This is a genomic window from Paraburkholderia megapolitana, assembly GCF_007556815.1.
GTDB lineage: Bacteria > Pseudomonadota > Gammaproteobacteria > Burkholderiales > Burkholderiaceae > Paraburkholderia > Paraburkholderia megapolitana.
This window is the reverse complement of the sequence record NZ_CP041745.1, coordinates 2348811-2375320: the sequence shown is the minus strand read 5'-3', so window position 1 is coordinate 2375320 and position 26510 is coordinate 2348811. Positions and strand designations below refer to the sequence as shown.

The window sequence follows — 26510 nt, the reverse complement described above, 5'->3', positions numbered from 1 at the left end:
CGCCAGAAACGGGCGATGAGTAACGGCGGACCGCGCGGTCCGCCGCGAGACGGTTATGCGTTGACGGGTTTGCCCACTGGTGCGAGCGCACGCGTAACGGTCGGCCTGACCAGCGACCAGATCAGTACGACTCCAATCAGGTCACCGAAACCCAGTGCGACGAAGAATGGCGTGTAGCCGATCGTCGCGACGAGTGCGCCCATTGTCAGTGTGAAGAGCAGGTTGCCGATGCCGGCCGCCAGCGCCGCGAAGCCGGTGACGGTAGCCACTTCCTGCTTCGGGAAGAGATCGGCGGACATCGAGATGACGGTGACCGACAGCGTCTGGTGAGCGAAGCCGCCGAGGCACAGCAGGAAAATCGCCATCCCCGGGTCTTTCACGTAACCGACGCCGACCATCGAGATCATGATCACCGCGCCGATCGTGAAGACGATCCGCTTGCCGTTCAGGATCGCGATGTTGAAGCGCCTGTTCAGAAACATCGAGATCGTGCCGCCCATCATGCAACCGACGTCGGCTGCGACGAACGGCAGCCATGCGGTCATGGCAATCGCCTTCAGGTCGAAGCCGCGCGCCTGGTGCAGATAGAGCGGCATCCAGAACACGAGCGTGCCCCACACGGGGTCGGCGAAGAAACGCGGCAGCGCGATGCCCCAGAAATTGCGCTGCTTGAAGATGCGGCTAAGGCGCGGACGATCGCCGTCCGGTACCGGCACGACGCGCTCGTCGCCGGCGATGTAGGCGGCTTCCTCCTGGGACAGCGCCTTGTGCTCGCTTGGATGCCGGTACAGCACGAGCCACAGCACGGCCCACACGAGGCCGAGCGCACCGGCGATCACGAAAGCGGTTTGCCAGTTGTAGCGCAGGATCGACCACGCGATGAGCGGCGGCGCGGCAATCGCACCCACCGATGTGCCGATGTTGAAGACCCCCGCTGCGATCCCACGTTCGTGCGCGGGAAACCAGAATGCCGCGGCGCGCATGCCGGCCGGAATGAACGACGCTTCGACGAGACCGAGCATGCCGCGCAGCACGAAGAGCCCGACCCAGCCGTTCGCCAAACCGTGCGCCATGCACACGATGGACCACAACACGCCGCACAGCAGAAAACCAAAGCGCAGACCGACGCGGTCCATCAGATAACCGGTGAGCGGACCGCCGATCGGATACATCACGAGGAATGCACCGGTGATCCAGCCGTATTGCGCGGTGGTGATGTGCAGGTCCTGCATGACCGTGGGCGCGGCGACGCTGAGCGAACTGCGCGCGAGGTAGTTCATCACGGTCCCGAGCGTGAGCAGGCCGATCATCCACCAGCGAAGGCCCTTTATCTTGTGCGCCATGTGTTGTGTGTCTCCGTGTGTTTTCTATGAGGGGCACTCTTGCGGCCACACGTACCGGGGCAGAAGGACCGGGAGCATGACTCGACAGAGGTCATGCTAAGTCATACGATGTCCGGAGACAATAGTGATGGCGTCAGGGTTTACACGACGAACATTTAGCGTAAATTCGGCACTTTTTCTCGTAACTACGCCTCACGGACTCGTTTTTGGCCGAAATGAGTCAGACAAGATGGCGTGTGTGCCATATTTAGATAAGACGTCGTATGACATCTTGAGTCGCGGAAGACAAATCTGGAGAGGTTTACTGCGATCGGATAACGGCAGATTCTCGAGGTGTTTTTATTGTTTTGTGGCGCAGGCGCAGACGCGCCGGTGTCGCGCGCGGCGTGATGGTCTGTCTGGCGGGGGAAATGGAAGGCGGGCGAAGCGCGGATTGCAGGCGAATTGCGGGCAAGCGGAATCTCGTACCCGGTAGCGGCGTGTCTCTTTCGCGCGATGCCGCTCAGGCCATCGAGGCCGTTTGACCTTCGGCGATCAGCCTTCGCCAGTTTTTCGCGGCATAGGCATGAGCCTGGCGCAATGCGGCCCACAGGCCGACGAGTCGCAGCACTTTCAGCAGGCCGGTGGCCTCGAATTCGGTCGTGCGGCGCACGAGAGTACGGTTGCCGTCGAGCGCTTCGAGCGTGAAGGTATCGATCAGTTTGCCGACCCATTCACGGCACCACACCGTGCTTTGCTGCATCTGATATTGCAGCAGCCGGTTGGGCTCGAGTTGCAGGATGCGCTGGTCGATCGTGCCGCGGTCGGTGGTGCACTGGCGCGTGTTGCCGACTGCCGCCACGCCTTCAAGCACACGACAGCTCATCGGCTTCGGAATGCCGAACCAGAAAAGTAGTGGGCGGGACGAGTCCATCTGGGCGTGCAGAAAGTGCGGCCACACGTGCTGCGGCTGGCACTCAAAAACCCATTGCGATTCGATCTTCATGACAGGATCCCCTTGGCGTCCGATGGCGTTTTAGCAGCAGGCATCCGCCGATGCGGTCTGCCTGCCGTGTGCTACAAGCCGAGCCAGGGGTGCCAGGGGTGGGGAAGCGCCAGAGTTGCAAACGCTGACGCCCCCGCGGGCATTACTCGCCCAGGTACTCCGGCTCGATCTGGATGTTCTTCTCACCCGCGGCCTTCTTTTCCCAGTAGCGCTTGACCCACGACTCGAAGGTCTTGCCGGCCGCCGTATCCTTGCCGGTAAAGCCGAGTACGGCGATGTCCGCGTACGGGATCACTTCCTTCGTTTGCGTGCCGGTCGGAATGATCCGCACGAAGCAGTCCTTGAAAGCCGCACCGTATTGCCGGTCGTACAGATAACCTTTCACCACGACGCCGCTCTTGCGCGTGATCGTCACGTCGCCGCGATAATCGAAGGCTTTTTCGAGCGCTTCGCGTACTTCGGCTTCGGTCGTGAGCGGCGGCGTCCAACCTTCGAGCTTTTCGTGCACCGTGCCCTCGGCGGTCTCCATCTGGTCGGGATTGACCGGAGCCGGCGCGGGTGTGCTGGCAACCGCGGCGGCAACCGGTTCTGCCGGCTGGGCGGTTTGAGCTGCGTTGGCAGCATCGGCAACCTGAGCGGCGCGCGGCGGCGTGGGGACGAACACCATCGGGACTTCACGCGAAGGGGACTTCCAGCCGGCGAGTATTTCGTTCGCTTCCGGGTCCTTGTAGCTATTCAACACCATCGCCTTGACGGTCTGGAACAGCCCCTTGAACGAGCCAAACGTGTAGTTCACACCGCTTGCCTCGTAGCCCGAGTGCACCATGCAGTTCGCGCATTTCGGATTGCCGCTCTCGGTGCCGTATTCGGACCACTTCACGCTTTCCATCAGCTCGTCGAAGGTGTCCGCATAGCCGTCCTGCAGCAGGTAGCACGGCTTCTGCCAACCGAAGATGCTGTAAGTCGGCATGCCCCACGGCGTGCAGGTGAGCTGCTTCTTGCCCATCAGGAATTCCATGAAGATGGGCGATGCATTGAAGCGCCAGCTCTTTTTACGGTTCGACAGGATCGCGCGGAACAGCTTCTTCGAACGGGCGCGGCCGAGGAAGTGCTTCTGGTCCGGTGCCTTGTCGTACGTGTAGCCCGGCGACACCATCATGCTTTCCACGCCCGCCGTCATCATTTCGTCGAAGTGCAGACGTACGCTGTTCGGATCGGCGCCGTCGAAAAGCGTCGTATTGGTCGTGACGCGGAAGCCCGCTGCGACCGCGGCGCGCACGCCTTCCATCGCGATGTCGTAGCCACCTTCGCGGCACACCGCGAAATCGTGGTGCTCGCGCTGGCCGTCGACGTGGACCGAGAACGACAGGTACTTGCTCGGCTTGAACAGATGCAGTTGCTTGGCGAGCAGCAGGGCGTTCGTGCACATGTACACGTACTTCTTGCGTGCCACGAGCCCAGCGACGATTTCCGGCATCTGCGGATGCAGCAGCGGTTCGCCGCCCGGAATCGCGACCATCGGCGTGCCGCATTCCTCGACGGCCTTGAAGCATTGCTCGGGCGTGAGTTCCGACTTCAGCACGTGGGCCGGGTACTGGATCTTGCCGCAACCCGCGCAGGCCAGATTGCAGCGCATCAACGGCTCGAGCATGAGAACGAGCGGATAACGGCTGCGGCGCAATAATTTTTGCTTCAGGACATAGGTGGCAACCGTCCATGCCTGTGAAATTGGCACTGCCATGCTGGGGATTCTCCTCAATAACCGTGTCGCGCCGCCCCGGTGACACCGGCGGCTGTACTCAATAGATCGTTTCGCGCCGGCAACAGGCGCGATCTGCATATAAAAGACTCGATCTCCCGCGCAAAGGGCGGCTGGATCGATGTGGGTGCCGGGTGCGTCGCCGGACCTGGATTTCTAGCTATCCCGAATCATCGCACAAACTGGGGTTTCCGTTCGGCCGGCCGGGCGTCGGCGGCTATTGGCGCGGGCGGGATCGAGCGGCTTGTGGGCAACCCGAGCGGTTCGCTTTGAGGGCTCATCCTGCGTCGTCGACCGCGGCGCCTACCGGTGGAAGGCGGCGTAAGCCGCTTCCAGGGCCCAACGCTTCGATTTATTTAGGATTTTCTTTACGCCGGGCGCGGGTAGCCTTTCAGGAGGCATTTAAAGAGGCGCATCATGCGCGCAAATCCGTCCATTCCGGTGCAGTCCGCGAAATCGCTGAAAATCGACGCGATCCGCTTCATGGCGGCCGCATGGGTCGTTTTCTATCATTTCGGGCCGCCTCCGTTCAAGTCGATCTTCACGGGCCATCTGGCGCTGCTGGGCGGCGCGTTGTGGTCAGGTCTTGTCGTGCTGTTTGCCGGTCCGGCCGCGGTCATCGTCTTCTTCGTGATCTCCGGTTACTGCATTCACAACGCCTACCACCGCGACGCGAGCCTGCGGCCGGTCAGCTATTTCGTGTCCCGTTACGTGCGCATCGGAGTGCCGCTCGCCGTCGTCGCGCTGGTTTCGCGGCCGGTCGGCGATGCGTCGACGCTGCTGGAATCGGTGCTGTGGTCGCTGTATTGCGAGCTCGTCTATTACACCGTTTATCCGCTCGTGCGGCAGCGCTTTCATCGGGTCGGCGAGATGATCGTCTGCGCTGTGATCGGCGGGGCGTTGATGGTGTGGCTCACGCATACGCAAGCGCGGGTCGTCTGCGATCACTGCGTCTATCAGAACTATGGCGTTGCCGGCACGTCGCTGCTGTATTTCCCGGGCTGGTTGCTCGGCAGCCTGATCGCCGACATGCAGCGTACCCGCGGCGGTATCGATGGTCGCCGCGCGTATTCGCAACTGACCGGCTGGATTGTTCGCGTGTTGCGGGCCGTGGTGCGGGGACTGTCCGCACAGCTGGTCGCGGCGCGCGTCGCGCTGGTCGCGGCGGCTTCGCTGACTTTCGTGCTCGCGTCGTCGTCGCACATCAAGCCGGCATTTCTGCCGACCGTAGGCCCCGACATCTCGCTCACGTTGTTCCAGTTCTTTGCCGCCGCATGGATCGCGGCTGAAACAACGACACCGGCGCGGGAATCGTCGCGCGGGGTGTGGGCGCGACTCGCGGGCTCGGTGCATGGTCGTACAGCCTTTACCTGTGCCACAAACTCGCGCTCGCAATCCTCAGCGCGGCGGGCTACCCGCCAGGACCGGCGTGGACCTGGCTCGCAACCGTCGCCTTTGCGTTTGCTCTGAGCTACGCGTTCTATCTCGCCGTCGAGCGGCCGTCGCACCGGTTTGCGGGCCGGTTGCGCAAGCTTGCGCCGAAGGTGCCGGTGCCACCGCCGGGCGCGGTGAACTGACTAACGGCGCACCACCCCCGGCAGCACGCACAACATTTCGTACAGCAGGTTCGCGCCGAGCAGCGACGTATTGCCGGTCGTATCGTAAGGCGGCGACACTTCGACGAGATCGCAGCCGACCAGATCGAGCCCATGACAACCGCGGATGATCTCGATCGCCTGGATCGTCGTCAGCCCGCCGATCTCCGGCGTACCGGTACCCGGCGCCCACGCCGGATCGATACCGTCGATATCGAAGCTCAGATACACCGGGCCGCCATCCACCTTGCGCCGCACTTCGGCCATCAACGGTTCGAGCGACTTGTGCCAGCATTCCTCGGCCTGCACGACGCGAAAGCCCTGTTCGCGGCTCCAGTTGAAATCGTTCGCGGTGTAGCCCTGCGCACGTAAACCGATCTGCACCACGCGTTCGCAATCGAGCAGCTCTTCTTCGACCGCGCGCCGGAACGTCGTGCCATGCGCGATCTTCTCGCCGAACATGTGATCGTTCACGTCCGCATGCGCGTCGACGTGCACGAGCCCGACCTTGCCGTGCCGGCGTTTGATCGCGCGCAGGATCGGCAGGGTGATCGTGTGATCGCCGCCGAGCGTGAGCGGTATCGTGCCGTGTTCGAGAATGCCGTCGTACGCGTGCTCGATGATGCGCACCGAGTCGAGCAGGTTGAACGTATTGATCGCGACGTCGCCGATGTCGGCGACTGCCAATGAATCGAACGGTGCGGCGCCAGTCGCCATGTTGTACGGCCGGATCATCACCGACTCCGCGCGGATGCCGCGCGGCCCGAACCGCGTGCCGGGGCGCAACGACGTCCCGACGTCGAGCGGCACGCCGACAAACGCGGCATCGAGCCCGGCCGCGGAGTCGCGCTGCGGCAGCCGCAACATCGTGGCGATCCCGCCGAAACGCGGCATTTCGTTACCGCCGAGCGGTTGATATAGCTGCTTTTCCATGACGTTCCTCGTGTTCCTTCGTAACGCGCGTGCAGGCTCGACAGGTTCGAGACAGGCTCAATACTGACGACGTCCTCGCCGCGGAAAAATGGCTGGCGCGAAATATTTAGTTCAGTTATTTCTAAAGTATAGGTAACGCTCCCCACCGAGGCGCCACCGCGCCGCGCTGTCACTTCACCACTCCCACTTCATGCACGAGGACCGGGCTTGGCCACTGTTCTGCCGGAAGCGCGACTGTTGCGCATCTTCACCTGTGTCGTGCGTCATCAGGGGTTCGCGGCCGCCCAGCAGGAACTGAACCTGTCGACCTCGGCGATCAGCACCTACATGAGCCAGCTCGAAACGCTGGTTGGCGTGGTGCTGTGTCATCGCGGACGCGGCGGTTTCAGCCTGACGCCGAAGGGCGAAGAGTTTCATCAGGAGGCGCTCAAGCTGCTTGGCGAAGTCGACGGTTTCGAGCGCTATGCAGCGGGTTTGCGCGGCGAACTGCGCGGCAATCTGAAGCTCGGCGTGCTGGATGCGACAGTCACCGACAGCGCGCTGCCGCTTCCCGATGTGATCGGTGCCTTCACGCGCGAGCACCCGGCGGTGCATCTGCATCTGAACGTCCAGAGTCCCTACGAACTGCAATTGAGCGTGCTCGGCAATCGCCTCGATATGGCGATCGGTGCGTTTCCGATTCGCATGAACGGGCTTGTCTATCACGCGCTGCATCGCGAGCAACACTGGCTGTATTGCAGCCATCGCCACGCGCTCTTCAACGAGCGCAACATCCCCGCCGAAGTGATCAGCCAGCAGCGCATGGTAGGACGGGCGTACTGGAGTCAGACCGAACTCGCGCGCCAGGGCTTCAAGCGCAGCGAGGCGACTGTCGACAGCATGGAAGGCCAGCTGATCCTGATTCTGTCCGGCGCTTACATCGGTTTTCTGCCCGAGCATTTCGCGCAATCGCGCGTCGATGACGGCAGTCTGCGCGTGCTGGCGCCGTCCGCGTTCGGCTATCAGGCGCCGTTCTCGCTAGCAGTACGCAGAGGGCGTTCGAAGGAACCGCTGGTACTGAAGTTTCGCGAAACGCTGCGGCGCGCACTGCCAGACTGAACTTGCGCAGGAGCCGCGGGCGGTACCGCTGCGCCATGCGATTCGATACCGATGAAGCGACGCACGCGTTCGGCGCAGACAAGCTCGTCAATCGCCTGCGGCGATCCATCGAATTCGATCGCGCCGTTTTCCATGAAGACGATCCGGTCGGACAGCGACATCGCGAAGTCCATTTCGTGCGTGACGATGAGCATCGTCATGCCTTCCGCGGCGAGTGCGCGAATCACATTGAGCACGTCGCCGACCAGTTCCGGGTCGAGCGCCGAGGTCGGTTCGTCGAACAGCATGATGGCCGGGTCCATCGCGAGCGCGCGCGTGATCGCGACGCGCTGCTGCTGGCCGCCCGACAATTGATGCGGATATTTGTACGCATGCGCGAGCAGGCCCACCTTGTCGAGCAGCGCCAGTGCATGCAATGTGGTTTGCTCGCGCGTGCCGCGACGATGGTAACGCGGTGCAAGCGCGACATTGTCGACGATGGTTCGATGCGGGAACAGGTTGAAGCTCTGGAACACCATGCCGATGCGGCCGACGCCTTCGCGCACGCGCCCGATGCCGGGTCGGTCCGCGGCGGCGATGAACGCTTCGCCGAACAGGACGATTTCGCCGCGGTCGATCGTTTCGAGTGCATTGATCGTGCGGATCAGCGAGGTCTTGCCCGAGCCCGACGGCCCGATGATCGAAATCACTTCGCCTGCATTAACTGCGAGATCGATGCCCTTCAGTACCTCGTGGTTGCCGTAACGTTTGTGCAAATCCTTGAGCAGCAGCGCATGAGGTGTACCGCCACCACCGGGCGTAGCGGTACGCACGCGTGCCGCCACGGGCAGACGGGCGCGCTGCGCTGCGAGCGCGGTGTCGTCGAGCGTCTGTGGTTTGCGCCGCGTCAGATCGAGCGATCGTTCGAAATATTGCAGCAGCCAGCCGAACACCGTGACGATCAGCACGTAGTAGATCGCGATCGCGGATAGCGTCTCCATCACGAGAAAGTTCTGCGAGTACAGCCGCTGGCCGACCATCAGCAGTTCGGTCAGCGAGATGACCGATACCAGCGAGGTCAATTTCACGTTGGTGATGAACTCGTTGATCAGCGTCGGCAGCGCGACGCGGAACGCCTGCGGAATCACGATCAAACGACGCAGCCCCAGTGGGCCGATGCCAAGCGCGCTACCGGCTTCCTGCTGGCCTTTTGCAACCGCCAGCAAACCGCCGCGATGGATCTCCGCCATATACGCGGTCTCGGTGAGGACGAGCGCGACGAGGCCGGAGAAGAACGGATGCGACAGCGCGACGCCGGCGGACGGAATGAGCTGCGGCAGGTTGTAGACGAAGACGACGAGCACCAGCAGCGGCACGCTGCGGAAGAACCAGATATACAGCGCAGCCGGTGCGGCGAGCCAGCGCGCACCGGACATCTTGGCAACGGCAAGCGGGAAGCCCAGCACCATGCCGATCGACCATGACAGCGCGCTGAGTTCGACCACGGTGACGCTGGCCTGCCAGAAGGCGGGCAGGGCGAACAGCGACAGGAAATAGTTGAAGTCGAAGTGCATGAGCGGCTCGCAGTGCGCGGTAACGCAGGCAGAAAACTATGGAATCAGGAGGCTTTCGCCGCGGGCGGCGGTGCGAGATCGTATTTCTTCAGCACCGCGTCGTATTCGCCGTTTTTCTTTAACGCGTCGAGGGCGCGTGTCAGCGCGTCGAAGAGCGGCTTGTTGTCCTTGCGCACATAGATACCAAGTGTCTGCGGATAGATCAGTTGCGTCGACGAGACGACCACTCGCCCGGACGATTTCGCGGACAACGCATGCGCCGCACCGGAGATTTCCATCTGCGCCTGCACGTTGTTCGACAGCAGCGCCTGCAGCACTTCGGGCGCGGACGGATATTCGCTGACGACGATCGGCCCCTTGCCGTTGGCCTTGCAATACGACGTCGACAGCGACTGCAACTGCGCGACCCACGTGGTGCCCTGTTCGAGTCCGACGCGCAGTCCGCACAGGTCTTCGGCGGATTTTGGCTTGAGCGGACTCGCCGTTGGAACCATGATCGCCGCGCCGGTCTGCGCATACGGAATCGCCTGCGCCTGGGCGACACGCTCGGGTGTCACGTACATCCCCGAGATGATCGCGTCGTAGTGGCGCGCGTTGAGCCCGAGGATCAGCCCCGAGAAACGCGTGTCGACGAAGCTCGGGTTCGCGCCCAGTTGTTTCGCGAGCGCTCGCGAGAGATCGGGATCGGAGCCCACCACCTTGTCGCCGTCATACGACTCGAATGGCGGGTAGGTGATCTCCATACCGACCTTGAACTGCCCCGGCGCCAGCGTCGCGGCCGCGCCGTTTGTCTGCGCGGTCGCACCGGTGCACGCGAACGCTGCGAAGATGCTGCTGGCCGTGAAAGCGGCCAGAGCGCGTGTCGTGTTTCGCTTGAAGATCATGGTGGAGCTCCGGTCGTAGTGTTGGCGGTGGTTCGAACAGGGTGCGCGTAACGTTGCGCGCGGGTGGGCGTGTGTTGCTCAGCCGGGCTGACTGCTTTTCTTCAGATGCCCGAAGCTGGCCGGCTTGCGAGCGTGTGCCGGCAGCGTTGCTTCGCCGTTTGCGACGCGCTTGCGCAGGTACTGGTAGGTCTGCAGCGCCTGCCCGTACATGTGCTCGCCGATCGTGATCGCTTCGTAAGTTTCACCGTCCCGCGCGAATGCCGGCAGCGGCTTGATCAGCGTGTGGTAATCGCACGCATAGAAGAGCGGGAACGAATAGCGCTCTTCGCCGACGGTGCGCACGCGGTGTGCCGTCGCGACGAATGCGCCTGCCGTCATCACTTCGAGCATGTCGCCGATGTTCACGACGAAACTGCCCGGCAGCGGCGGCGTATCGATCCACTGGCCGAGGCCGTTCATTACCTCGAGCCCGGGTGCGTCGGCGTGCAGGATCGTGAAGCATTCGTAGTCGGTATGCGCACCGATGCCAGGCGCGTCCTGTGCCGCGCCGTCGAACGGGTAGTGGATCAGGCGCAGCTTCGACGGCGGCCGTGTGACGAGCGCATCGAAGTGATCCTCGGGCAGACCGAGCGCCAGCGCGAAACCGCCGAACAGCCGGCGCCCGAGCGCGAACACCTGCTCGTAGTAGCGCTGCACCGCGGGTTTGAAGCCCGCGAGTTCGGGCCAGTGATTCGGACCGAGCAAGGGCGTGCCGGCCAGCACGAGCGGATCGTCGGCGCGCAGTTCGTAGCCGACGTCGAATGCTTCCTTATGGTCCGGCTTGCCCTTTGCATAGACTTCCTCGCCTTCGGGTACGAAACCCTTGTGTGTCTCGGACGTACCGATGTAATGCGCCATCTTCTGTTCGAACGACTGCGCGAAGTAATCCTTCGCCGCCTGATGCAGACCGTCGATCACTTCCGTATCGATGCCGTGGCCCGAGATATACAGAAAGCCGACGTCGCGCGCCGCCTGCCCGAGTTGCGCGGCGACGGCTTCGCGGTCGGCCACCCGCTCGCTGAAAAGACCGGCAATATCGACGACCGGAATCGACGTGAAATGACTGGCCGGGGTGAGATGCGGGATCGGAGCGGCTTGCATCGCGTGGTTCTCCTGGGTTCAGTGCGGGCCCATTGCCCGATGAAAATGTTCGCGTTCGGTGTGCACCATCCATGTGTTGAGCGCGGCCAGATCGGCAACCGGCGCGTCGGTGAACGGCAGATGGTGTAGATAGCCGTCGGCGCCGAATTCCGGCGTCAGCGTGCTGTGCGTGTAGCCGCGCGCCTGCTGCGCGTGCCACACCGCTTCCCAGTGCCGCTGATGGAATGCGAGCGCCGCTGCGTATTCCGGTGCGCCGGGATGCGGCACCTGCGGCCCCTGGTCGTAGCCGACACGTGCCTGGATGTGATGGACGCGCTCGACGAACGGCGTCAGGTCGTCTGCGGGATCGTCGAGCAGGCGCTCGCAGACCACGACCCAATGGCTGATATCGCTGGTGAAGCGCAGCGCCGGTAACTGGCGGATCAGATCGAGCGTGACCCACGGGCTGTACAACGAACGCGCGCGATGCGTCTCGAAGCTGCAGATCAGCGCATGACGCTGCGCCAGTTCGAGCGCGCCGCCGAAGAAATCGACTTGCTGCGCGAGCGGCCAGCGGTCGTTGCCGGCCAGCACGTTGACGAAGCGCGGCGTCAGTTCGGCGGCCCAGTCGAGCTTGCGGTTCAGGTCGAGCAGATGCGCGGCGGGCGTCGCGTGCTGGTCGGGCAGCACGGCGCTATCGGTGAAGCAGATCGCGATGTAGTCGAGCGCGTGGTCGGCCAGATCCTGGGCGAGTGCAATGCGCGCTTCGACCTCGAGCGGCAGTCGCGCCTCGATGCCGGCGAGCCCAGCGGCGCGTGCGCTGGCGAAGGCCGCCCGACGGTTGCCGCGATAACCCCAGAGCGAACGAAAGATGTCCAGCTGCATGTGTCGAGCCTCGATTCCAGCGGGCGTCGGTTAGCTACCGACAGATTGAAGCCCATGGTGCAGTTGGCCGAAAAAGCGAAGAATCCTGGAAACAAAACAATCACTTCAGGATTTTCTGAACTAACGTATGGGGCTGCGGCTACCATTAAGGCGTTCATCGCAAGGAGTGGATCGGCCATGGCTCGACGGCAGATGGTCTTCGTAATGCCAGCCCCGGCGACTGCCGCATTCGAAGCCTTTCATAACCACGGCAAGCGGCTGGAATGGGACACGTTGCTGTCGAAGGCGGAAGTGGAGGGCGGCGGAACCTACCCGTACGTCGGTGCAGTAACGCTGAACGTCGGCCGGGGTGCGCTACGCGGACCCGGCATGCGAACACGCTTCGTGAGCTATGAATCGCCCCGGCTTGCTGCGGCGACGATCGTCGAACCCAGCGGCCTGTTCGCGTACTGGGGGGCTTCGATGCGCCATCGCGATCTGCCGGACGGCACCTCCGAACTGATTTATACGTTCAACCTGAAACTGCGTCCGCGGTTGCTGGGTCTGCTATTCGATCCGCTGGCCGCGCGAATTTTCGCGCATGAGACGCGGCGCCGGTTCACGGCGATGGCGGCCTGGCTGGAGGCGAACCAGGCCACGAAAAGAGGATGAAAATGAGTTGACGGTACGCATTCTTGCGTATAGCGGAATCGCTGTACTTCCCGCGCAGAGGGTATACAGTGGGTTCAAACCAGCGACTGGTTCTGGAAATCCTTCAGGCCTTGATGCCGGGCCGATTCTTGAGTTAACCGGGTGCGCTCGCACGGTTGGCCGACACAAATCAACGCACCGTTCCTCTGCCTTTTCACCCGCAGGCCAGAGCCATCGAACCTGTCCAGTCGTACTCGTCCTCGCATTCTCTGCGCTGAGAACGCGCATTCGACACTGCTCGCGTGGTTGCGCATGGGGCGGGTCCTCGTCGCGATGGTTGCCGCGATTTACACAGACGCCTTTGTTGCGGGTGAAGCGTTTCACCTCGCCTATTGGGAGCAAATCATGATCGACGATCAAGTTAACCTCGAAGAACTGGAAGAGAGCAGGAAACGACGAACTGCGCAGGAGACCACGGCTGAGGGCAGCACACCGGGAACCCCGGAGGTGCCGGTCCATACTCCCTACAGAAAGCCGAAGCAGTGGATAAGTGAAGCCAGGAAATGGCTCGGCGTCGGTGGTCGCACCGGCTAGTCAACGCTGGCGCGTCGAACGAAACGCCAGGTAGTCGTCTCAGGTCTTCAGGACTGTGTGCGCAACCCAGATTACTGTCTCATAGCGGGAGAACAACGTGATGGATGAACAGGCAAAAGCAGACGAACTGGCGGAACGCAAGAAACAAAAGGAATCCGGAGCGATCGCGACTGACGATGGCATGCCCGTCGGACCAGAAAACAAGCGCGGAGAGGTCGAGACGATTCGTTACAGTGCGCCGAACAAATGGGTGAGAAGTACCAGAAAGTGGCCTGGCGTGCCGGGTGCGGCCATAGAGTCGGTGCGGTCGTCGAGCCCACGGCGCAAGGCCGATCTGTCTTGAGAGCGTGGAGTTGAGGGGCCAGCGAAGCGCCGAACTCCCCGGTTTTTGTGTCCCCGCAGCTAACCTCGTGCAAGTGCCACGAAGCCTCGCCATCTTCGAAACTGTTACTCTCTCGTCTCCCCACCGCGGCAGGCTTGCCCGTAGTGGGCCAACCGCCCGTGTCGGGTGAGACAGGATTTTGAATGTTCGGCTTTCTGCGCAGTTACTTCTCAAACGATCTGGCGATCGATCTCGGTACTTCAAACACACTGATCTACATGCGCGGCAAGGGCATTGTCCTCGACGAGCCTTCGGTCGTGTCGATCCGTCAGGAGAGCGGGCCGAATGGCAAGAAAACCATTCTGGCAGTCGGCAAGGAAGCCAAGCAGATGCTGGGCAAGGTACCGGGCGACATCGAAGCGATTCGCCCGATGAAAGACGGCGTGATCGCCGACTTCACCATCACCCAGCAGATGATCAAACAGTTCATCCGCATGGTGCACGCGCCGCACATTTTCGCGCCGTCGCCGCGCATCATGATCTGCGTACCGTGCGGCTCGACCCAGGTCGAACGGCGGGCGATCAGGGAGGCTGCACACAGTGCTGGCGCATCGAAGGTCTATCTGATTGAAGAACCGATGGCCGCGGCAACCGGTGCTGGCCTGCCGGTATCGGAAGCGACCGGCTCGATGGTGGTCGATATCGGTGGCGGTACCACCGAGGTCGGCGTGATCTCCCTCGGCGGCATCGTGTACAAGGGCTCGGTGCGGGTCGGCGGCGACAAGTTCGACGAGGCGATCGTCAACTACATACGCCGCAACTACGGCATGCTGATCGGCGAACAGACCGCCGAAGCGATCAAGAAAGGGATTGGTTCGGCGTTCCCCGGCTCCGAAGTCAAGGAAATGGAAGTGCGCGGCCGCAACATGTCGGAAGGTATTCCGCGCAGCTTCACCGTGTCGAGCAACGAGATTCTCGAAGCGCTCACCGATCCGCTGAACCAGATCGTATCGGCGGTCAAGATTGCGCTTGAACATACGCCGCCGGAACTCGGTGCCGATATCGCCGGGCGCGGCATCATGCTCGCCGGTGGCGGTGCGCTGCTGCGTGATCTGGATCGGCTGCTTGCTGAAGAGACCGGGTTGCCGGTGTTCGTTGCCGAAGATCCGTTGACCTGCGTCGTGCGCGGCTCGGGGATGGTGCTTGAATATATGGAGAAGTTCGGCGGGGTGTTTACATACGAATGAGCGTGTTGGTCACCTGGCACGATACTCGCGCGGCGAACACCCGATGATGCGCTTGAATGCATGGCTAAACGCACTATCCGAGTCGTAACCGAGTTCCTGCGCGACAGCGGAAACCGATGCGTCCGAGCGTCGTAACTTCCGTGTCGCGAGTTGCATGCGCCAGCGCAGCAGGTAATCGAGCGGACCGAATCCCATCTTTCGCTTGAAGTGCAGCGCGAAGGTCGAGCGCGATACGTTGCAGCGGGCGGCGAGATCGTCGACGGTCCAGCGCCGTGCAGGCTCCGCATGGATCGCATTGAGGGCAGCCGCGATGCGCGGGTCCGCGAGCGCCGCGAGCCAGCCGGCCGCGCCTTGCGCGTACGAGTCGGCGTGGAGCCGCAGAATCTGCACGAGCATCATATGCGCAAGGTGTTGAACCATCAGCGAAGCGCCCGGTAGCGACGTGCTGAATTCCTGCGCGAGTTGCTGCAGTGCCCAGCGCAGTATCGCCGCCTGCTCGGAATGACCACGCACCACGATGAGAGGCGGCAGATCGTCAAGCAGCAGTTTCGCGTCATCCTCGAATGAAAAGCGGCCGCCGATCAGAAAGAAATCATCCGCTTCGCCATAGCGCGAGATGCCACCTTCGGGCGGGACGCGATAGACATCGGCCAGCGCGATGGGTGTGACGGATAGATCGCTCGCCAGCGAATACCTGCGCGGCCTGGCAAGCAGGACGCAGTCCCCTGCGTGCAATTGAACAGGCGGTCCGGCGTCTTCGACCGTCAGCCAGCATGTGCCCTCGACGACGGCGCTGAACTTGATGCCCACCGGCGCTGGAATGTCGAACGCCCAGTCGCCACCCGCCCGCAGTCCGGCGAAATATGAATTGCGCGTTTCCAGCAACGAAAGGACTTCAGACAGTGGGTCCAAGCATCTGCTCCAGACGATAGCGACAGAACTCCGGATTCTATTGCATTCACAGGCTGACATGCAGGCCCGAAAATGGCACGTCACGATCGCATGGATGCGATCGTGGCAGCAGGTCATTTCAAAGGAAACCGGTCAATGCAAAAGCGCAAACTTGGTAACAGTGGGCCCGAAGTTTCGGCTATCGGTCTTGGTTGCATGGGTCTTAGCTTCGGCTTGGGGCCCGCGGTCGAGAGAGCCGACGGTATTGCACTCATCCGTGCGGCGTTCGAGGCCGGCGTCACGTTCTTCGATACCGCCGAGTGCTACGGTCCGTTCGTCAACGAAGAACTTGTGGGCGAAGCCGTCGCGCCGTTTCGCGATCAGGTCGTGATAGCCACCAAGTTCGGGTTCGAGGATGGCGATCCCAGTAAGGCGGTCAACAGCCGGCCCGAACGCATCCGTGCGGTGGCGGACGCGTCGTTGCAACGGCTCAGGACCGATCGAATCGATCTGTTCTATCAGCATCGCGTCGATCCGGGCGTGCCGATCGAAGACGTTGCGGGAACGGTTAAAGACCTGATTCGGGAGGGCAAGGTCAAGCACTTCGGTTTGTCGGAGGCGGGCAGCCAGACAATTCGTCGCGCCCACGCGATACAGCCCGTCGCTGCGCTACAGAGCGAATACTCGTTGTGGTGGCGCGAGCCGGAGCAGTCTGTGCTGGCGACGCTCGAGGAACTTGGCATCGGCTTTGTGCCGTTCAGTCCGCTGGGTAAGGGCTTTCTCACTGGCGCAGTGAGCGCAGGCACTGAGTTCGGCGCGGGCGATGTCCGTCATTTCCTGCCGCGTTTCTCGGAAGATAATCGCAAGGCGAATGCGGCGCTCGTGGACGTGCTCGGCGACATCGCGGCCGGGAAAGGTGCAACGCGCGCGCAGATTGCACTGGCCTGGCTGCTCGCACAAAAACCGTCGATCGTACCGATACCGGGCACGACGAAATTGCCTCGGTTGAAAGAGAACCTTGGGGCTGCAACCGTGGAACTCTCGGTGGACGATCTGGCGGCGCTCGACGTCGCGTTGCGAGGCATCGAGATTGTCGGCGAGCGGTATCCAGCCCGGTTTCAGCAGCTCGTTGATCGCTAGCGCCTTTCCGTTGCGGTCGGTGTTTTGCGAAACGCGTCCCTTTCCACGGTACGCGTTTCGTCGACAAAACATCGATTCTGGCCTGGCCTTACGTCTTCGCGGACCCGATCGTGTCCAGCGACGCCAGGATATCCTCAGGCAAATGAAGACCCGCGCTGCCGATGTTCTGCTGCAGATGCTCGACCGACGAGGTTCCAGGAATCAGCAGGATGTTCGGCGAGCGCTGTAGCAACCACGCCAGCGCAACCTGCATCGGCGTTGCGTTGCATCGATCGGCAGCGTGATTCAACGCATCGGCCTGCAACGGCGAGAAACCGCCGAGCGGAAAAAACGGCACGTACGCAATGCCATCTTCCGCAAGACTGTCGATCAGCGCGTCGTCGTTGCGGAAAGCCAGGTTGTAGCGGTTCTGCACGCACACAATGTCGGTAATCGTGCGTCCCTGCGCGACCTGCCGCGCGGTCGCATTGCTCAGCCCAATGTGACGGATCAGACCTTTCTCCTGCAACTGCGCGAGTGCCGTCAAAGGTTCTTCGATATCACCCTCGGCCGGTGCCAGTACGTCGAACATCACACGAAAGTTCACGACATCCAGCGCGTCGACTCCGAGATGACGAAGATTGTCATGCACCGCCGATTCTAATTCGGCCGCCGATATCGCAACGTTCCATGACCCATCGCTGCCGCGGCGAGCACCGACTTTCGTGACGATGGTGAGCGCATCCGGATACGGATGAAGCGCCTCGCGGATCAACTGATTGGTCACGTGAGGGCCGTAGTAATCGCTCGTATCGATGTGCGTGATGCCGCTTTCAATCACACTACGCAGCACGGCAATCGCCGCGGCGCGATCTTTCGGCGGCCCGAAAGCGCGCGGGCCGGCCAGTTGCATCGCGCCATAGCCGAGGCGTGTAACGGCCAGATCGCCAAGTTGAAAAGTACCGCCGCGCGTCACTTCAGCCATTGATGCACTCCTTCCTTCCGATGGTTGTTTCGTCGCTACAGGACGTTCGAATAGAATACGAACAATCATTCAGATTGTGAATTCGCATATGCGCGTCGATAACGGACAGGGGCTTGACGCCCGCAAACAGCCTCAGCAAGCGCGTTCGCAGGCAACGGTGGACGCGATTTTCGACGCGACTATTCAGGTTTTGCTGGCCGATGGGCTGCAGCGCCTGACCACTATCCGGGTTGCCGAGCGAGCCGGTGTATCGGTGGGGACGCTCTACCAGTACTTTCCGCAAAAGCAGGCGCTGCTCTTCGCGGTGCTGCAGCGGCATCTGGAACGGGTGGCGCGAACGATGGAGGTTGCCGCTACGTCGGCACACGGCGCCTCTGTGTCGACAATGGTGAAGACGGTTGTCGGTGCGTTCGTGAAAGCAAAGACGGAGGACCTGGACGAAGCGCGTGCGCTTTATGCGGTGGCCTTCGAACTCGATTCGCGCAGCTATGTTCACGCAGTGGGGGCGCGTAACCGCGTGGCGCTGGAGGCCATGCTGAAGACCGCTTCCGATGCGGATTTTGCCGACGTGGGTATGACCACATTCATGCTGATGGGCGCATTGCTCGGACCGATCCGTATGCTGCTCGAGGCGAAGTCGCCGCAATCGATGATGCGCAAGTTTCACGAGCAACTCGAGTCGCTGTGTCTGGGGTATCTGGAGCGCGAGGCGCTTCCAAAGCGGCCGGTAGGCTAGCTCTTTACCCGTCGACCCTGCCGCAGGAAAGGCGGCGACTCTCCGTGTTTTCAGCGGATGTCCGAAGATGGTCGCCGATGGACGCAGCGGCCGGATTCGCGCAGCACCGTATAATCCGGCATGACTTTTCTTTTCCCTCCGGCAACAGCCGCGCGAGCGACAGCGTTCGCGATGTTTGCCCGCCAGTCCGCCGCGCACATCGTTGCGGCGCGCTCACGTCTCCCCAACTTCATGCGTAAGTCTCGCGAACTACATCGGGGAGGCGTATGAAAATCCCTAAACGGCTCGCACCGCTGCTCGAAGAAGGGCTTATCGACGAAGTCATCGGCCAGTTGATGAGCGGCAAGGAAGCGACGGTGTATGTGGTGCGCAGCGGCACCTCCGCGCGTTGCGCGAAGGTCTACAAGGATGCGAAGCAGCGCAGCTTCCGCCAGGCCGCGTCGTATCGCGAAGGCCGCAAGGTCAAGAACAGCCGCGAAGCGCGCGCGCTGGAGAAGGGCACGCGCTACGGTCGTCAGGTGCAGGAAGAACAGTGGCAGAACGCGGAGGTCGATGCGCTATTCCGGCTCGCCAACGCCGGGGTGCGTGTGCCGCAACCGTATATCTGCACCGATGGCGTGCTGTTGATGGAACTGGTGGTCGACGGTGCCGGCAACGTTGCGCCGCGTCTGAACGATGTCGATCTGACCGAAGCACGCGCGCTCGAACTGCACACGCTGCTGCTCAACCAGGTCGTGCGGATGCTGTGCGCGGGCATGATCCACGGCGATCTGTCCGAATACAACATCCTGCTGGCTGCCGACGGCCCGGTGATCATCGATCTGCCGCAAGCGGTCGATGCCGCCGGTAACAGCGAAGCCGCCGCGATGCTCAAACGCGACGTCGACAACCTCGCGACATATTGCGGACGGTTCGCGCCGCAACTGCTCGATACCGATTACGGAACGGAGATCTGGGCGCTGTTCGAAGCGGGCGGCCTGCATGTCGACGCGAAGTTGACGGGACACGTCGAAGCCGACACGCGACCCGTCGATCTCGATGCGGTGTTGCAGGAGCTGGAAGACACGCGGCTCGATGAAGAGGCGCGGCTGCGGCGCGAGCAGGAGCTGAACGCGCAGCGGTAAGCCGTAGTATCAGCCGGCGCTTGCGCGCCGCGCACGCTCTCTCGACGCACGGGCGATACCAGACACAGTTCGCCCGTAGCGACCTACCCAGCGCGTCCCGGCATGCCCGTGCCGCTCTCCCACTCAGTGACATATGACGGCGCCTCGGCCCGTGCGTCGTGCGCCTCGGCGGGCCGCGGCGTCAACTCCAGCGGCAGCACACCTGCCCACACCGGCCGGTCGAGGTCTGCCTCGTCATCATTCGGGCCACCCGTGCGGATCTTGCACGAGTACTCGTCGAGCGGTACGCGCAGCACGGTCGTCGCCGCGAGCTCTTTCGCATTGGCGCGCCGCGCTTCGTGCGAGCGGCCGCGGGCGATCTTCTCGACCAGCGCATCCAGCGATTCGGCCTTGTGCTCGCCTTCCACCTGTTCGCAGACACCGTAAATAACAGCGGTCCGATAGTTCATCGAGTGATTGAATGCAGACCGCGCGAGCACCAGCCCGTCGATATGCGTGACGGTGACGCACACCTGGGCGCCGTCGGCGGCGGCTTTCAGCATCTGGCTGCCATTCGAGCCGTGGACATACAGATAATCGCCCTGGCGCCAGCACGCGGTAGGGATGCAGTGCGTACCGCGCTGATCGGTGAAGGCGATGTGGCAGAAGTACGCTGCATCGACGATCGCGTCGAGCACGGCGCGATCGTAGCGCGCCCGTTCCGGTTCGCGGCGCACACGAGCGCGGTTCGAGAGGGGACCTGGTTTTTCGTTCACGGGGAGTCTCATGGTCGGTGAATTTTCCGCCAGCATAATCAATGCATGGCTCCTTCACTAGATCCATCTAGTGCGGGAAATCTGGAGCCAGTCTGAGCGGGCGGTTGCCGCTACTAACGCAGCAACCCCATCGCCGACGCCTTCAACGTCGCCGCTGCCCGCGTCGTGCATTCGAGCTTGCGAAACACCCGCTCGACATGCGTGCGCACGGTGCTCGGGCTGAGATTGAGCGCCCGTGCCGCTTCCTTGTTGCTGGCGCCGTGACTGATCAGGTTCAGCACATCGATCTCGCGCGACGAAAGACGCGTCGTTTCCGCCGCGTAGCGTATGTTGCGCGGCGAAGCCGATTGTGTAGCAGTGGGTTCACCTTCGAGCAGCGCTTCGACGACATCGCTATCGAAGCGTCCCTGTTCGGCTTCGGTACGCAGCAGTTCGCTGGCTGCGACATCGGAGAGCGCGTCGCGCCACGGCCGCTTCGAACGTAACGCGACCCACGCAGCCGACGCAGCAAGAATGCGCGCTTCGAGACCGAGCGCCGGGCCGCCCACAGCGCGGAAATAGCCGCTGCCGTCCAGACGTTCGTACGCATACGAAGCCAGTTCCGTCGCCTGATCCAGCGTGCCCATCTGTTTGCCCGCGCGCGAAGTCCAGTAGGGCACGAGGCGCACCTTTTCCCACTGTGCGGCCGAAAGACGCGTCGGCGTGTCCCAGATCGCATTCGGCACGGCCGCGCGTCCTATCCCGTGGATCAACCCCGCCCGGTACACACGTTCACTCGCTTCGGGATCGGCGACGAGACGCGCGCAGCAGGCTGCGGCAGTCGTCGCGACGGCGCGCGAATAACCGGTCATCCACGGTAGTTTCAGGTCGAGCACATCGGCGATCAGGTCGGGGGACGTGCTGTGCTGCATCTGTGGCGTCAGCAGCGCGGCGTCGAGCGCGGCTGGCGCGAGCTGCGCCAGCGTATCGAGCCACTGTGCCGCGTGCGTATTGACGGGAATCGTCAGCGTAGCCGGATAGCGGAAATTCGCGCGGTGCGCGATCAGTACGAGTGCGTGTTCGAGCCCATAAACCCGGCTGAAAATTTCCAGATCGCCCGCCAGCGCCACGACGAACACCGCTGCCGGTACCGCCTTGCCGTTCAACTGGTTCGGCATGCCGTTGCCGTCCCACGTCTCGAAGATATGCCGCAACGTCGCTTCGGTCTCGCTGCCGAGACCAAGGATGCGTGCGACTTCGCCCGATACCTCGCAATGAATCTGGGCGAGCGGCGCAATCGCCTGTGCGGGGCCGCCTTGCGCATTGAGCAGTTCGGCCCAGTCGGGGCGCTCGGCCAGCATCGCCGCGCGGCCCTCGACGTCGTCGCCAAACGTGTTAGTGAATTCCGCCGCATTTGCGGTGCAGCCCGACCAGCGCAGCAGCGATGCCTCGCGCACCGTGTCGCAGATGTCTGCCCTGAAACTGGCCGCGCCGGCGATCTGCGCGGCGAGCCAGGCCGTGCGCAGTGAGTGATCGGTGGGTTGCCCCATGCTGAGATCGCCGATAAAGGCGAGCGCCTTGACGGCGTCGAAGGTGCGAATGTCCAGGCCGCCGGCCGGCATGATGGGGTTTCCTCGAACGGTAAGCGGGAGCGTGGCGACGACTATACGCGACGCGGCTACCGGCCCGGGTCGGTCATTTGACCGATACCGGCACGCGGCGCCGTTTGCGATGCTCTGGCCTCGACATCACATTTGAGGAGTTGATCCAACATGAATACCCGAATGAAGAAGTGGTTTGCAGCGGCCTGCCTGTTCGGTGGCCTGTTCTCCGTGCAGGCCGCTCACGCTGAGGCGCAGGGCGATCTGAAGGGCACCAACGTCGTCCTGGTTCATGGCGCGTTCGCCGACGGCTCGAGCTGGAGCAAGGTGATTCCGCTGCTGGAAGCGCGCGGCGCACACGTGGTGGCTGTGCAGAACCCGCTGTCTTCGCTGGCCGACGACGTCGCCGCGACGAAACGCGTGATCGACGCGCAGACAGGCCCGGTGGTGCTGGTCGGCCATTCGTGGGGCGGTGTCGTCATCAGCCAGGCCGGTAACGACGACAAGGTCAAGGCACTCGTCTATGTCGCGGCCTTCGCGCCGGACAGCGGCGTGTCGATCAACGACATGCTGAAAGGCAAGCCGGCGCCGGCATGGGTGAGCCAGCTGCAGAAGGATTCCGGCGGCTTCCTGACGCTGTCCACCGACGCGATCATCCATCAGTTCGCACAGGACCTGCCGCTGCCGGAAGCGCGCCTCGTCGCGGCGACCCAGGGCCCGTGGTTCTCCGGCTGTACCGACGACAAGGTCACGACCGCCGCGTGGCACACGAAGCCGTCGTGGTACGTGCTCGCGGAGCAGGATCATATGATCGATCCGGGTCTGCAGCAGGTGATGGCGACGCAGATCGGCGCGACCGTGACGCGCGTCAAGTCGAGCCACGTCGCGATGCTGAGCCAGCCTAAAGCGGTGGCGGCGGTGATCGCTGCGGCGGCGAAGAAGTAAGGCGCATTGCCGCAAAAACAGGTATGACCGGCACAGTCGGGTCTGTTCGGCTCAGGTGCGATCGACGATCGCACCTGAGCGATTGGCTGTACGTTTCAGTTAGGCATGTCTTATGTTTCATTTAGGAGCGAACCGATATCTACGTTCGGAGATATTCGATAAGGTATGGCGTTTCACTGTGCGCAAGATATCGAATATCCATGACCAACTCGCTCCCCACTACTACCTGGCCGTCGACCGACGCTGCAGACCCGTATATCGGTCTGGAAAAACTCGACGATCCCACCGTCGATTCATGGGTACGTGCGCAAACGGCCCGCACCATGGAAACGTTCGGTCATACGCCCAACGCCGACATTCGCACCAGGCGGCTTTTCGAAGCCATGACGGCCCAGGACCGCATCGTTACCTGTTTGCGTTATGGCGACTGGGGCTACAACTACTGGACCGACGAAGCACACCCGCTCTTCTTTGTACGCCGCACGCCCTGGGACGCCTGGATTGAAGGCGTGCCTGAATGGGAAACCGTGCTGGACGTCAATGCACTCGATCTGAACAACCGGGACGGCGACGAAACACGCTGGGTTCTGGCCGGCTTCGATCTGATCTATCCCACCTTCGATCGCGCGCTGGTCTCTCTTGCACCGGGAGGTTCCGATTCGATCATCGTGCGGGAGTTCGACGTCGAAGCACGCGCTTTTGTCGACAACGGTTTTGCACTACCTGATCCAGGTTACCACCGCGTCGGGTGGATCGATCGAAATACGATCTACGTGAGCTGGGATGACAGTGCGGTGAGCGCGGTTCCGGCCGTGACGGTCGCCGGCTATCCGCGACAGGTACGCAAATGGACGCGCGGAATGCGCGTATCCGATGCGCCGATCGTATTCGAATGTGAACCTGACGACCTGTCTGCGGAGGCCTTTTTCGATCCGATTCACAGACGTCATTCCGCGTACCGCAGCGCATCGTTTTACGACGTGGTGTACTTCTGGCTCGACGAGAAGACGGACGAATGGCGGGAATTCGATGTGCCGCGCGATGCAACGCTGTTCGGGTGGAACGACTGGTTGCTCGTTACGCTGCGCACCGACTGGGACGTCGATGCGGCCACGTATCGCAGCGGCTCATTGCTCGCTATCCGGCGTGACGCATTTCTCGACGGTAGCCGCTGCTTCGTGGTGCTTTTCGCGCCTGCGGACGAAAAGGTACTTTCCGGCGCGCACTATACGAAGCATTGGCTGATCGTTGCGCACAAGAGCGAAAGCGTTACCCGTGTGACACTCTGGCGTCCACTCGCGGCCGCCGATGGCACCTGGGAGGCGCGGGACTATCCGCTGCCGGACGGGTGCGAGGCATCGGTGACAGCCATCGACCACACACGCGACGACACCGTGTTGATTTACACCAATCACTTCCTGACACCGCCGTCGCTGCATCTTGCCGATCTCGCCAGTGATACACCCTGGCGTCTGCTCGCGCAGCTTCCCGCCCGCTTCGATGCAAGTGGATTCGTCGCACTGCGCCGGCATGCCGTTGCTGCCGATGGCGTGCGGATTCCCTATTGGGTAATCGGGCGCGAGACGGATCTTCAAGGCGATCCACGGCCGTGCGTGCTCTACGGATACGGCGGATTCGAAATCCCGCTCGATACCCCCGGCTATATCGACACCCTGGGATTCTCCTGGCTCGAACCAGGTGGCGTGTACGTGATCGCCTGCATCCGGGGTGGCGGGGAATATGGACCTGCCTGGCATCGGGCCGCCCAGCGCGAGAAACGTCAGGTTGCATTCGACGATTTCATCGCCGTGGCCGAAGCATTGATCGATTCAGGTGTAACGACGCCCACGCAGCTCGCCATTCAAGGTGGAAGCAACGGTGGTCTGTTGACAGCGGTATGCATGATCCAGCGCCCGGAACTGTTCGGCGCCGTCGTCTCGGAAGTACCGGTCCTCGATATGGCGCGCTTTCACCTGCTGCTGCAGGGCGCCTCGTGGGTCGAGGAGTACGGCGATCCCGACAATGCCGACGACCGCCGGATGCTGATGGATTACTCGCCGTATCACAACGTGAAGCCAGACACGCACTATCCGCCTGTGCTGTTTACGTCGTCATCGACCGACGATCGTGTGCATCCTGCTCACGCCCGCAAGATGGTGGCGAAAATGCAGGCACTCGGGCACGCCGACGTCTGGTACCTGGAACATCGCGATGGAGGGCATGGCGCAGGTGTCGAGCCCGAAACCATGGCCCGCGCAGTAGCCACGACATTCGAGTTCCTGCGCGCGAAGATCGGAGCAGCGTTACAACCGGTTCGCCCGTAGTTTTCAGCCGCGCACGCAGACCCGATAGCGGGTCTGCTGGCGGTACACCTTGCCAGGTCGAAGCACGGTCCGCTCACCGTCGGCCATGTGGACCTGGTCGGGAAACCCGCCGGCTTCGAAGCACAGCCCCGCATGTCGTGCGAGCACGACACCCTGACGACCGCGCACGCCCTGCAGGTAATTGCCGGTATAGAACTGCAAGCCCCACTGGTCTGTCTCGACGACCAGTTCGCGCCCGCTGCCCGGATCGTAGGCACTCGCGACGCGGCGGCAGGGCTGCACATTTCCAGGCTCATCGGCTGCGTCGCGCAGCACATAGCAGTGATCGAAGCCGCCCGCGCGTGCGAGCTGCGCGTGCGGCCAGTCGAGCCGCGCCCCGAGCGGCGCGCTGTGCCGGAAATCGAACGCATTGCCGGCAACGTCCGCGCGCTTCGCCGGAATCATCGCCGGGTCGACTTCGAAGAACGCGTCCGCATCGATCGAGATGACGTGACCGCGCACGTCCGTCCCGGCCTGGCCCGTCAGATTGAAGTAAGGATGGCTCGTCAGGTTGAGCGGCGTCGGGGCATCGGCGAGCGCTTCGTAGTCGAGCGTCAGGGCACCGTCGTCATCGAGTGCATAGCGCACCTGGACCGTCACGTTGCCCGGAAAACCCGCATCGCCCTCCGGCGACTCGAGCCGCATCACGAGCGTGCCGTCCTCGTCGTCGGCTTGCCACAGCGCGCGATGAAACCCGGCAGCGCCGCCATGCAGGCAATTGTCGCCTTCGTTGCGATCGAGCGCGTAGTCGATCCCATCGAGCGTGAAGTGCGCGCCGGCAATGCGGTTCGCCCAGCGGCCGATCAGTGCGCCCATATAGGTCGTCGCCGCGTGATAGTCGGCGGGACTGTCGTGGCCAAGCAGGATGTCGCCGAGCCGTCCTTCCCGGTCCGGCGCGTGCCACGACACGAGCGTCGCACCGAGATCGCTGATGGCGACTTTCATGCCGTGCGTATTGCGCAGCGTAAACAGACTGACCGGATCGCCGCCTGGCAGCCGGCCCCACGTTTCGGTAGATATTTGCGCTGTACTGATCATGTTTCTGGAAGAAAGAGAGAAGAGGGT

The 26510-nt window shown here is 62.6% G+C and carries 24 protein-coding genes; 11 read left to right on the top strand and 13 right to left on the bottom strand.

The window, feature by feature from the left end; all coding sequences use genetic code 11:
• Nucleotides 1–53: 53 nt before the first annotated feature.
• From FNZ07_RS23830 to hpnH, 3 genes are all read right to left on the bottom strand, one after another.
• A complete protein-coding gene (locus tag FNZ07_RS23830) occupies nucleotides 54–1343 on the bottom strand; it encodes an MFS transporter (protein WP_091013300.1) in 1290 nt (429 codons plus the stop codon).
• Nucleotides 1344–1845: 502 nt separating this feature from the next.
• Complete coding sequence (locus tag FNZ07_RS23825; protein ID WP_091013297.1) at nucleotides 1846–2328, bottom strand: SRPBCC family protein; 483 nt, start codon at nucleotides 2326–2328, stop codon at nucleotides 1846–1848.
• Between the two features lie 142 nt (nucleotides 2329–2470).
• Complete coding sequence (gene hpnH / locus FNZ07_RS23820; protein WP_211367932.1) at nucleotides 2471–4069, bottom strand: adenosyl-hopene transferase HpnH; 1599 nt, start codon at nucleotides 4067–4069, stop codon at nucleotides 2471–2473.
• A 435-nt stretch (nucleotides 4070–4504) separates the two neighbouring features.
• Between hpnH and FNZ07_RS23815 the strand changes: the two genes are divergently transcribed.
• The gene (locus FNZ07_RS23815; RefSeq protein WP_249040669.1) at nucleotides 4505–5557 is read left to right on the top strand and encodes an acyltransferase family protein; all 1053 of its coding nucleotides are present in this window, start codon (nucleotides 4505–4507) and stop codon (nucleotides 5555–5557) included.
• Nucleotides 5558–5664: 107 nt separating this feature from the next.
• Here the strand turns inward: FNZ07_RS23815 and speB are convergent, their stop codons facing one another.
• Nucleotides 5665–6615, bottom strand: coding sequence for an agmatinase (gene speB, locus FNZ07_RS23810; protein WP_091013290.1), 951 nt, complete (start codon nucleotides 6613–6615; stop codon nucleotides 5665–5667).
• Nucleotides 6616–6822: 207 nt separating this feature from the next.
• Between speB and FNZ07_RS23805 the strand changes: the two genes are divergently transcribed.
• Entirely contained in the window at nucleotides 6823–7713 is an 891-nt protein-coding gene (locus tag FNZ07_RS23805; RefSeq protein ID WP_091013286.1) for a LysR family transcriptional regulator, read from the top strand.
• Here the strand turns inward: FNZ07_RS23805 and FNZ07_RS23800 are convergent.
• The 4 genes from FNZ07_RS23800 to FNZ07_RS23785 form a co-directional block, all read right to left on the bottom strand.
• A complete protein-coding gene (locus FNZ07_RS23800; protein WP_091013281.1) occupies nucleotides 7617–9266 on the bottom strand; it encodes an amino acid ABC transporter permease/ATP-binding protein in 1650 nt (549 codons plus the stop codon). The two genes, FNZ07_RS23805 and FNZ07_RS23800, sit on opposite strands and share 97 nt — an antisense overlap.
• A 44-nt stretch (nucleotides 9267–9310) precedes the next feature.
• Nucleotides 9311–10150, bottom strand: a complete 840-nt coding sequence (locus FNZ07_RS23795; RefSeq protein ID WP_091013277.1) for an ABC transporter substrate-binding protein — start codon at nucleotides 10148–10150, stop codon at nucleotides 9311–9313.
• Nucleotides 10151–10228: 78 nt separating this feature from the next.
• On the bottom strand, nucleotides 10229–11290 hold the full coding sequence (locus FNZ07_RS23790; protein WP_091013271.1) for an isopenicillin N synthase family dioxygenase: 1062 nt from the start codon (nucleotides 11288–11290) through the stop codon (nucleotides 10229–10231).
• Nucleotides 11291–11308: 18 nt separating this feature from the next.
• Entirely contained in the window at nucleotides 11309–12154 is an 846-nt protein-coding gene (locus FNZ07_RS23785) for a sugar phosphate isomerase/epimerase family protein (RefSeq protein ID WP_091013266.1), read from the bottom strand.
• A gap of 54 nt (nucleotides 12155–12208) precedes the next feature.
• Here FNZ07_RS23785 and FNZ07_RS23780 point away from each other — a divergent pair, with 54 nt between their 5' ends.
• The 4 genes from FNZ07_RS23780 to FNZ07_RS23765 all read left to right on the top strand — a co-directional run bounded on the left by FNZ07_RS23780 (nucleotide 12209) and on the right by FNZ07_RS23765 (nucleotide 14947).
• Complete coding sequence (locus FNZ07_RS23780; RefSeq protein ID WP_245811512.1) at nucleotides 12209–12805, top strand: SRPBCC family protein; 597 nt, start codon at nucleotides 12209–12211, stop codon at nucleotides 12803–12805.
• 291 nt (nucleotides 12806–13096) lie between these two features.
• On the top strand, nucleotides 13097–13378 hold the full coding sequence (locus tag FNZ07_RS23775) for a hypothetical protein (protein WP_245811511.1): 282 nt from the start codon (nucleotides 13097–13099) through the stop codon (nucleotides 13376–13378).
• A 97-nt stretch (nucleotides 13379–13475) separates the two neighbouring features.
• Complete coding sequence (locus tag FNZ07_RS23770; RefSeq protein WP_091013255.1) at nucleotides 13476–13721, top strand: hypothetical protein; 246 nt, start codon at nucleotides 13476–13478, stop codon at nucleotides 13719–13721.
• 182 nt (nucleotides 13722–13903) lie between these two features.
• On the top strand, nucleotides 13904–14947 hold the full coding sequence (locus tag FNZ07_RS23765; protein ID WP_091013251.1) for a rod shape-determining protein: 1044 nt from the start codon (nucleotides 13904–13906) through the stop codon (nucleotides 14945–14947).
• Between the two features lie 9 nt (nucleotides 14948–14956).
• Here the strand turns inward: FNZ07_RS23765 and FNZ07_RS23760 are convergent, their stop codons facing one another.
• Complete coding sequence (locus FNZ07_RS23760; protein ID WP_091013248.1) at nucleotides 14957–15859, bottom strand: AraC family transcriptional regulator; 903 nt, start codon at nucleotides 15857–15859, stop codon at nucleotides 14957–14959.
• 135 nt (nucleotides 15860–15994) lie between these two features.
• Here FNZ07_RS23760 and FNZ07_RS23755 point away from each other — a divergent pair, with 135 nt between their 5' ends.
• Nucleotides 15995–16978: an aldo/keto reductase gene (locus tag FNZ07_RS23755; RefSeq protein ID WP_091013245.1), complete on the top strand. Its 984-nt coding sequence runs from the start codon at nucleotides 15995–15997 to the stop codon at nucleotides 16976–16978.
• Between the two features lie 88 nt (nucleotides 16979–17066).
• Here the strand turns inward: FNZ07_RS23755 and FNZ07_RS23750 are convergent, their stop codons facing one another.
• Complete coding sequence (locus FNZ07_RS23750; RefSeq protein WP_091013242.1) at nucleotides 17067–17942, bottom strand: aldo/keto reductase family oxidoreductase; 876 nt, start codon at nucleotides 17940–17942, stop codon at nucleotides 17067–17069.
• A 157-nt stretch (nucleotides 17943–18099) separates the two neighbouring features.
• On the opposite strand from FNZ07_RS23750, the gene FNZ07_RS23745 reads away from it, so the two are divergent.
• Both FNZ07_RS23745 and FNZ07_RS23740 read left to right on the top strand, forming a co-directional pair.
• A complete protein-coding gene (locus FNZ07_RS23745) occupies nucleotides 18100–18678 on the top strand; it encodes a TetR/AcrR family transcriptional regulator (RefSeq protein WP_245811510.1) in 579 nt (192 codons plus the stop codon).
• A 266-nt stretch (nucleotides 18679–18944) separates the two neighbouring features.
• On the top strand, nucleotides 18945–19802 hold the full coding sequence (locus tag FNZ07_RS23740) for a PA4780 family RIO1-like protein kinase (protein WP_091013236.1): 858 nt from the start codon (nucleotides 18945–18947) through the stop codon (nucleotides 19800–19802).
• An 83-nt stretch (nucleotides 19803–19885) separates the two neighbouring features.
• Here FNZ07_RS23740 and FNZ07_RS23735 read toward each other — a convergent pair whose 3' ends face one another.
• Nucleotides 19886–20557 carry a pyridoxamine 5'-phosphate oxidase family protein gene (locus FNZ07_RS23735; protein WP_407670677.1) on the bottom strand — a complete coding sequence of 224 codons (672 nt, stop codon included), beginning with the start codon at nucleotides 20555–20557 and terminating at the stop codon, nucleotides 19886–19888.
• A gap of 113 nt (nucleotides 20558–20670) precedes the next feature.
• Nucleotides 20671–22158: an HD domain-containing phosphohydrolase gene (locus tag FNZ07_RS23730; protein WP_091013232.1), complete on the bottom strand. Its 1488-nt coding sequence runs from the start codon at nucleotides 22156–22158 to the stop codon at nucleotides 20671–20673.
• A gap of 150 nt (nucleotides 22159–22308) precedes the next feature.
• Between FNZ07_RS23730 and FNZ07_RS23725 the strand changes: the two genes are divergently transcribed.
• Together FNZ07_RS23725 and FNZ07_RS23720 are read left to right on the top strand one after the other, a co-directional pair.
• Complete coding sequence (locus FNZ07_RS23725) at nucleotides 22309–23082, top strand: alpha/beta fold hydrolase (RefSeq protein ID WP_091013229.1); 774 nt, start codon at nucleotides 22309–22311, stop codon at nucleotides 23080–23082.
• 200 nt (nucleotides 23083–23282) lie between these two features.
• Nucleotides 23283–25406: a prolyl oligopeptidase family serine peptidase gene (locus FNZ07_RS23720; RefSeq protein ID WP_091013225.1), complete on the top strand. Its 2124-nt coding sequence runs from the start codon at nucleotides 23283–23285 to the stop codon at nucleotides 25404–25406.
• Nucleotides 25407–25409: 3 nt separating this feature from the next.
• Here the strand turns inward: FNZ07_RS23720 and FNZ07_RS23715 are convergent, their stop codons facing one another.
• Entirely contained in the window at nucleotides 25410–26483 is a 1074-nt protein-coding gene (locus FNZ07_RS23715) for an aldose epimerase family protein (protein WP_091013221.1), read from the bottom strand.
• Nucleotides 26484–26510 lie beyond the last annotated feature (27 nt).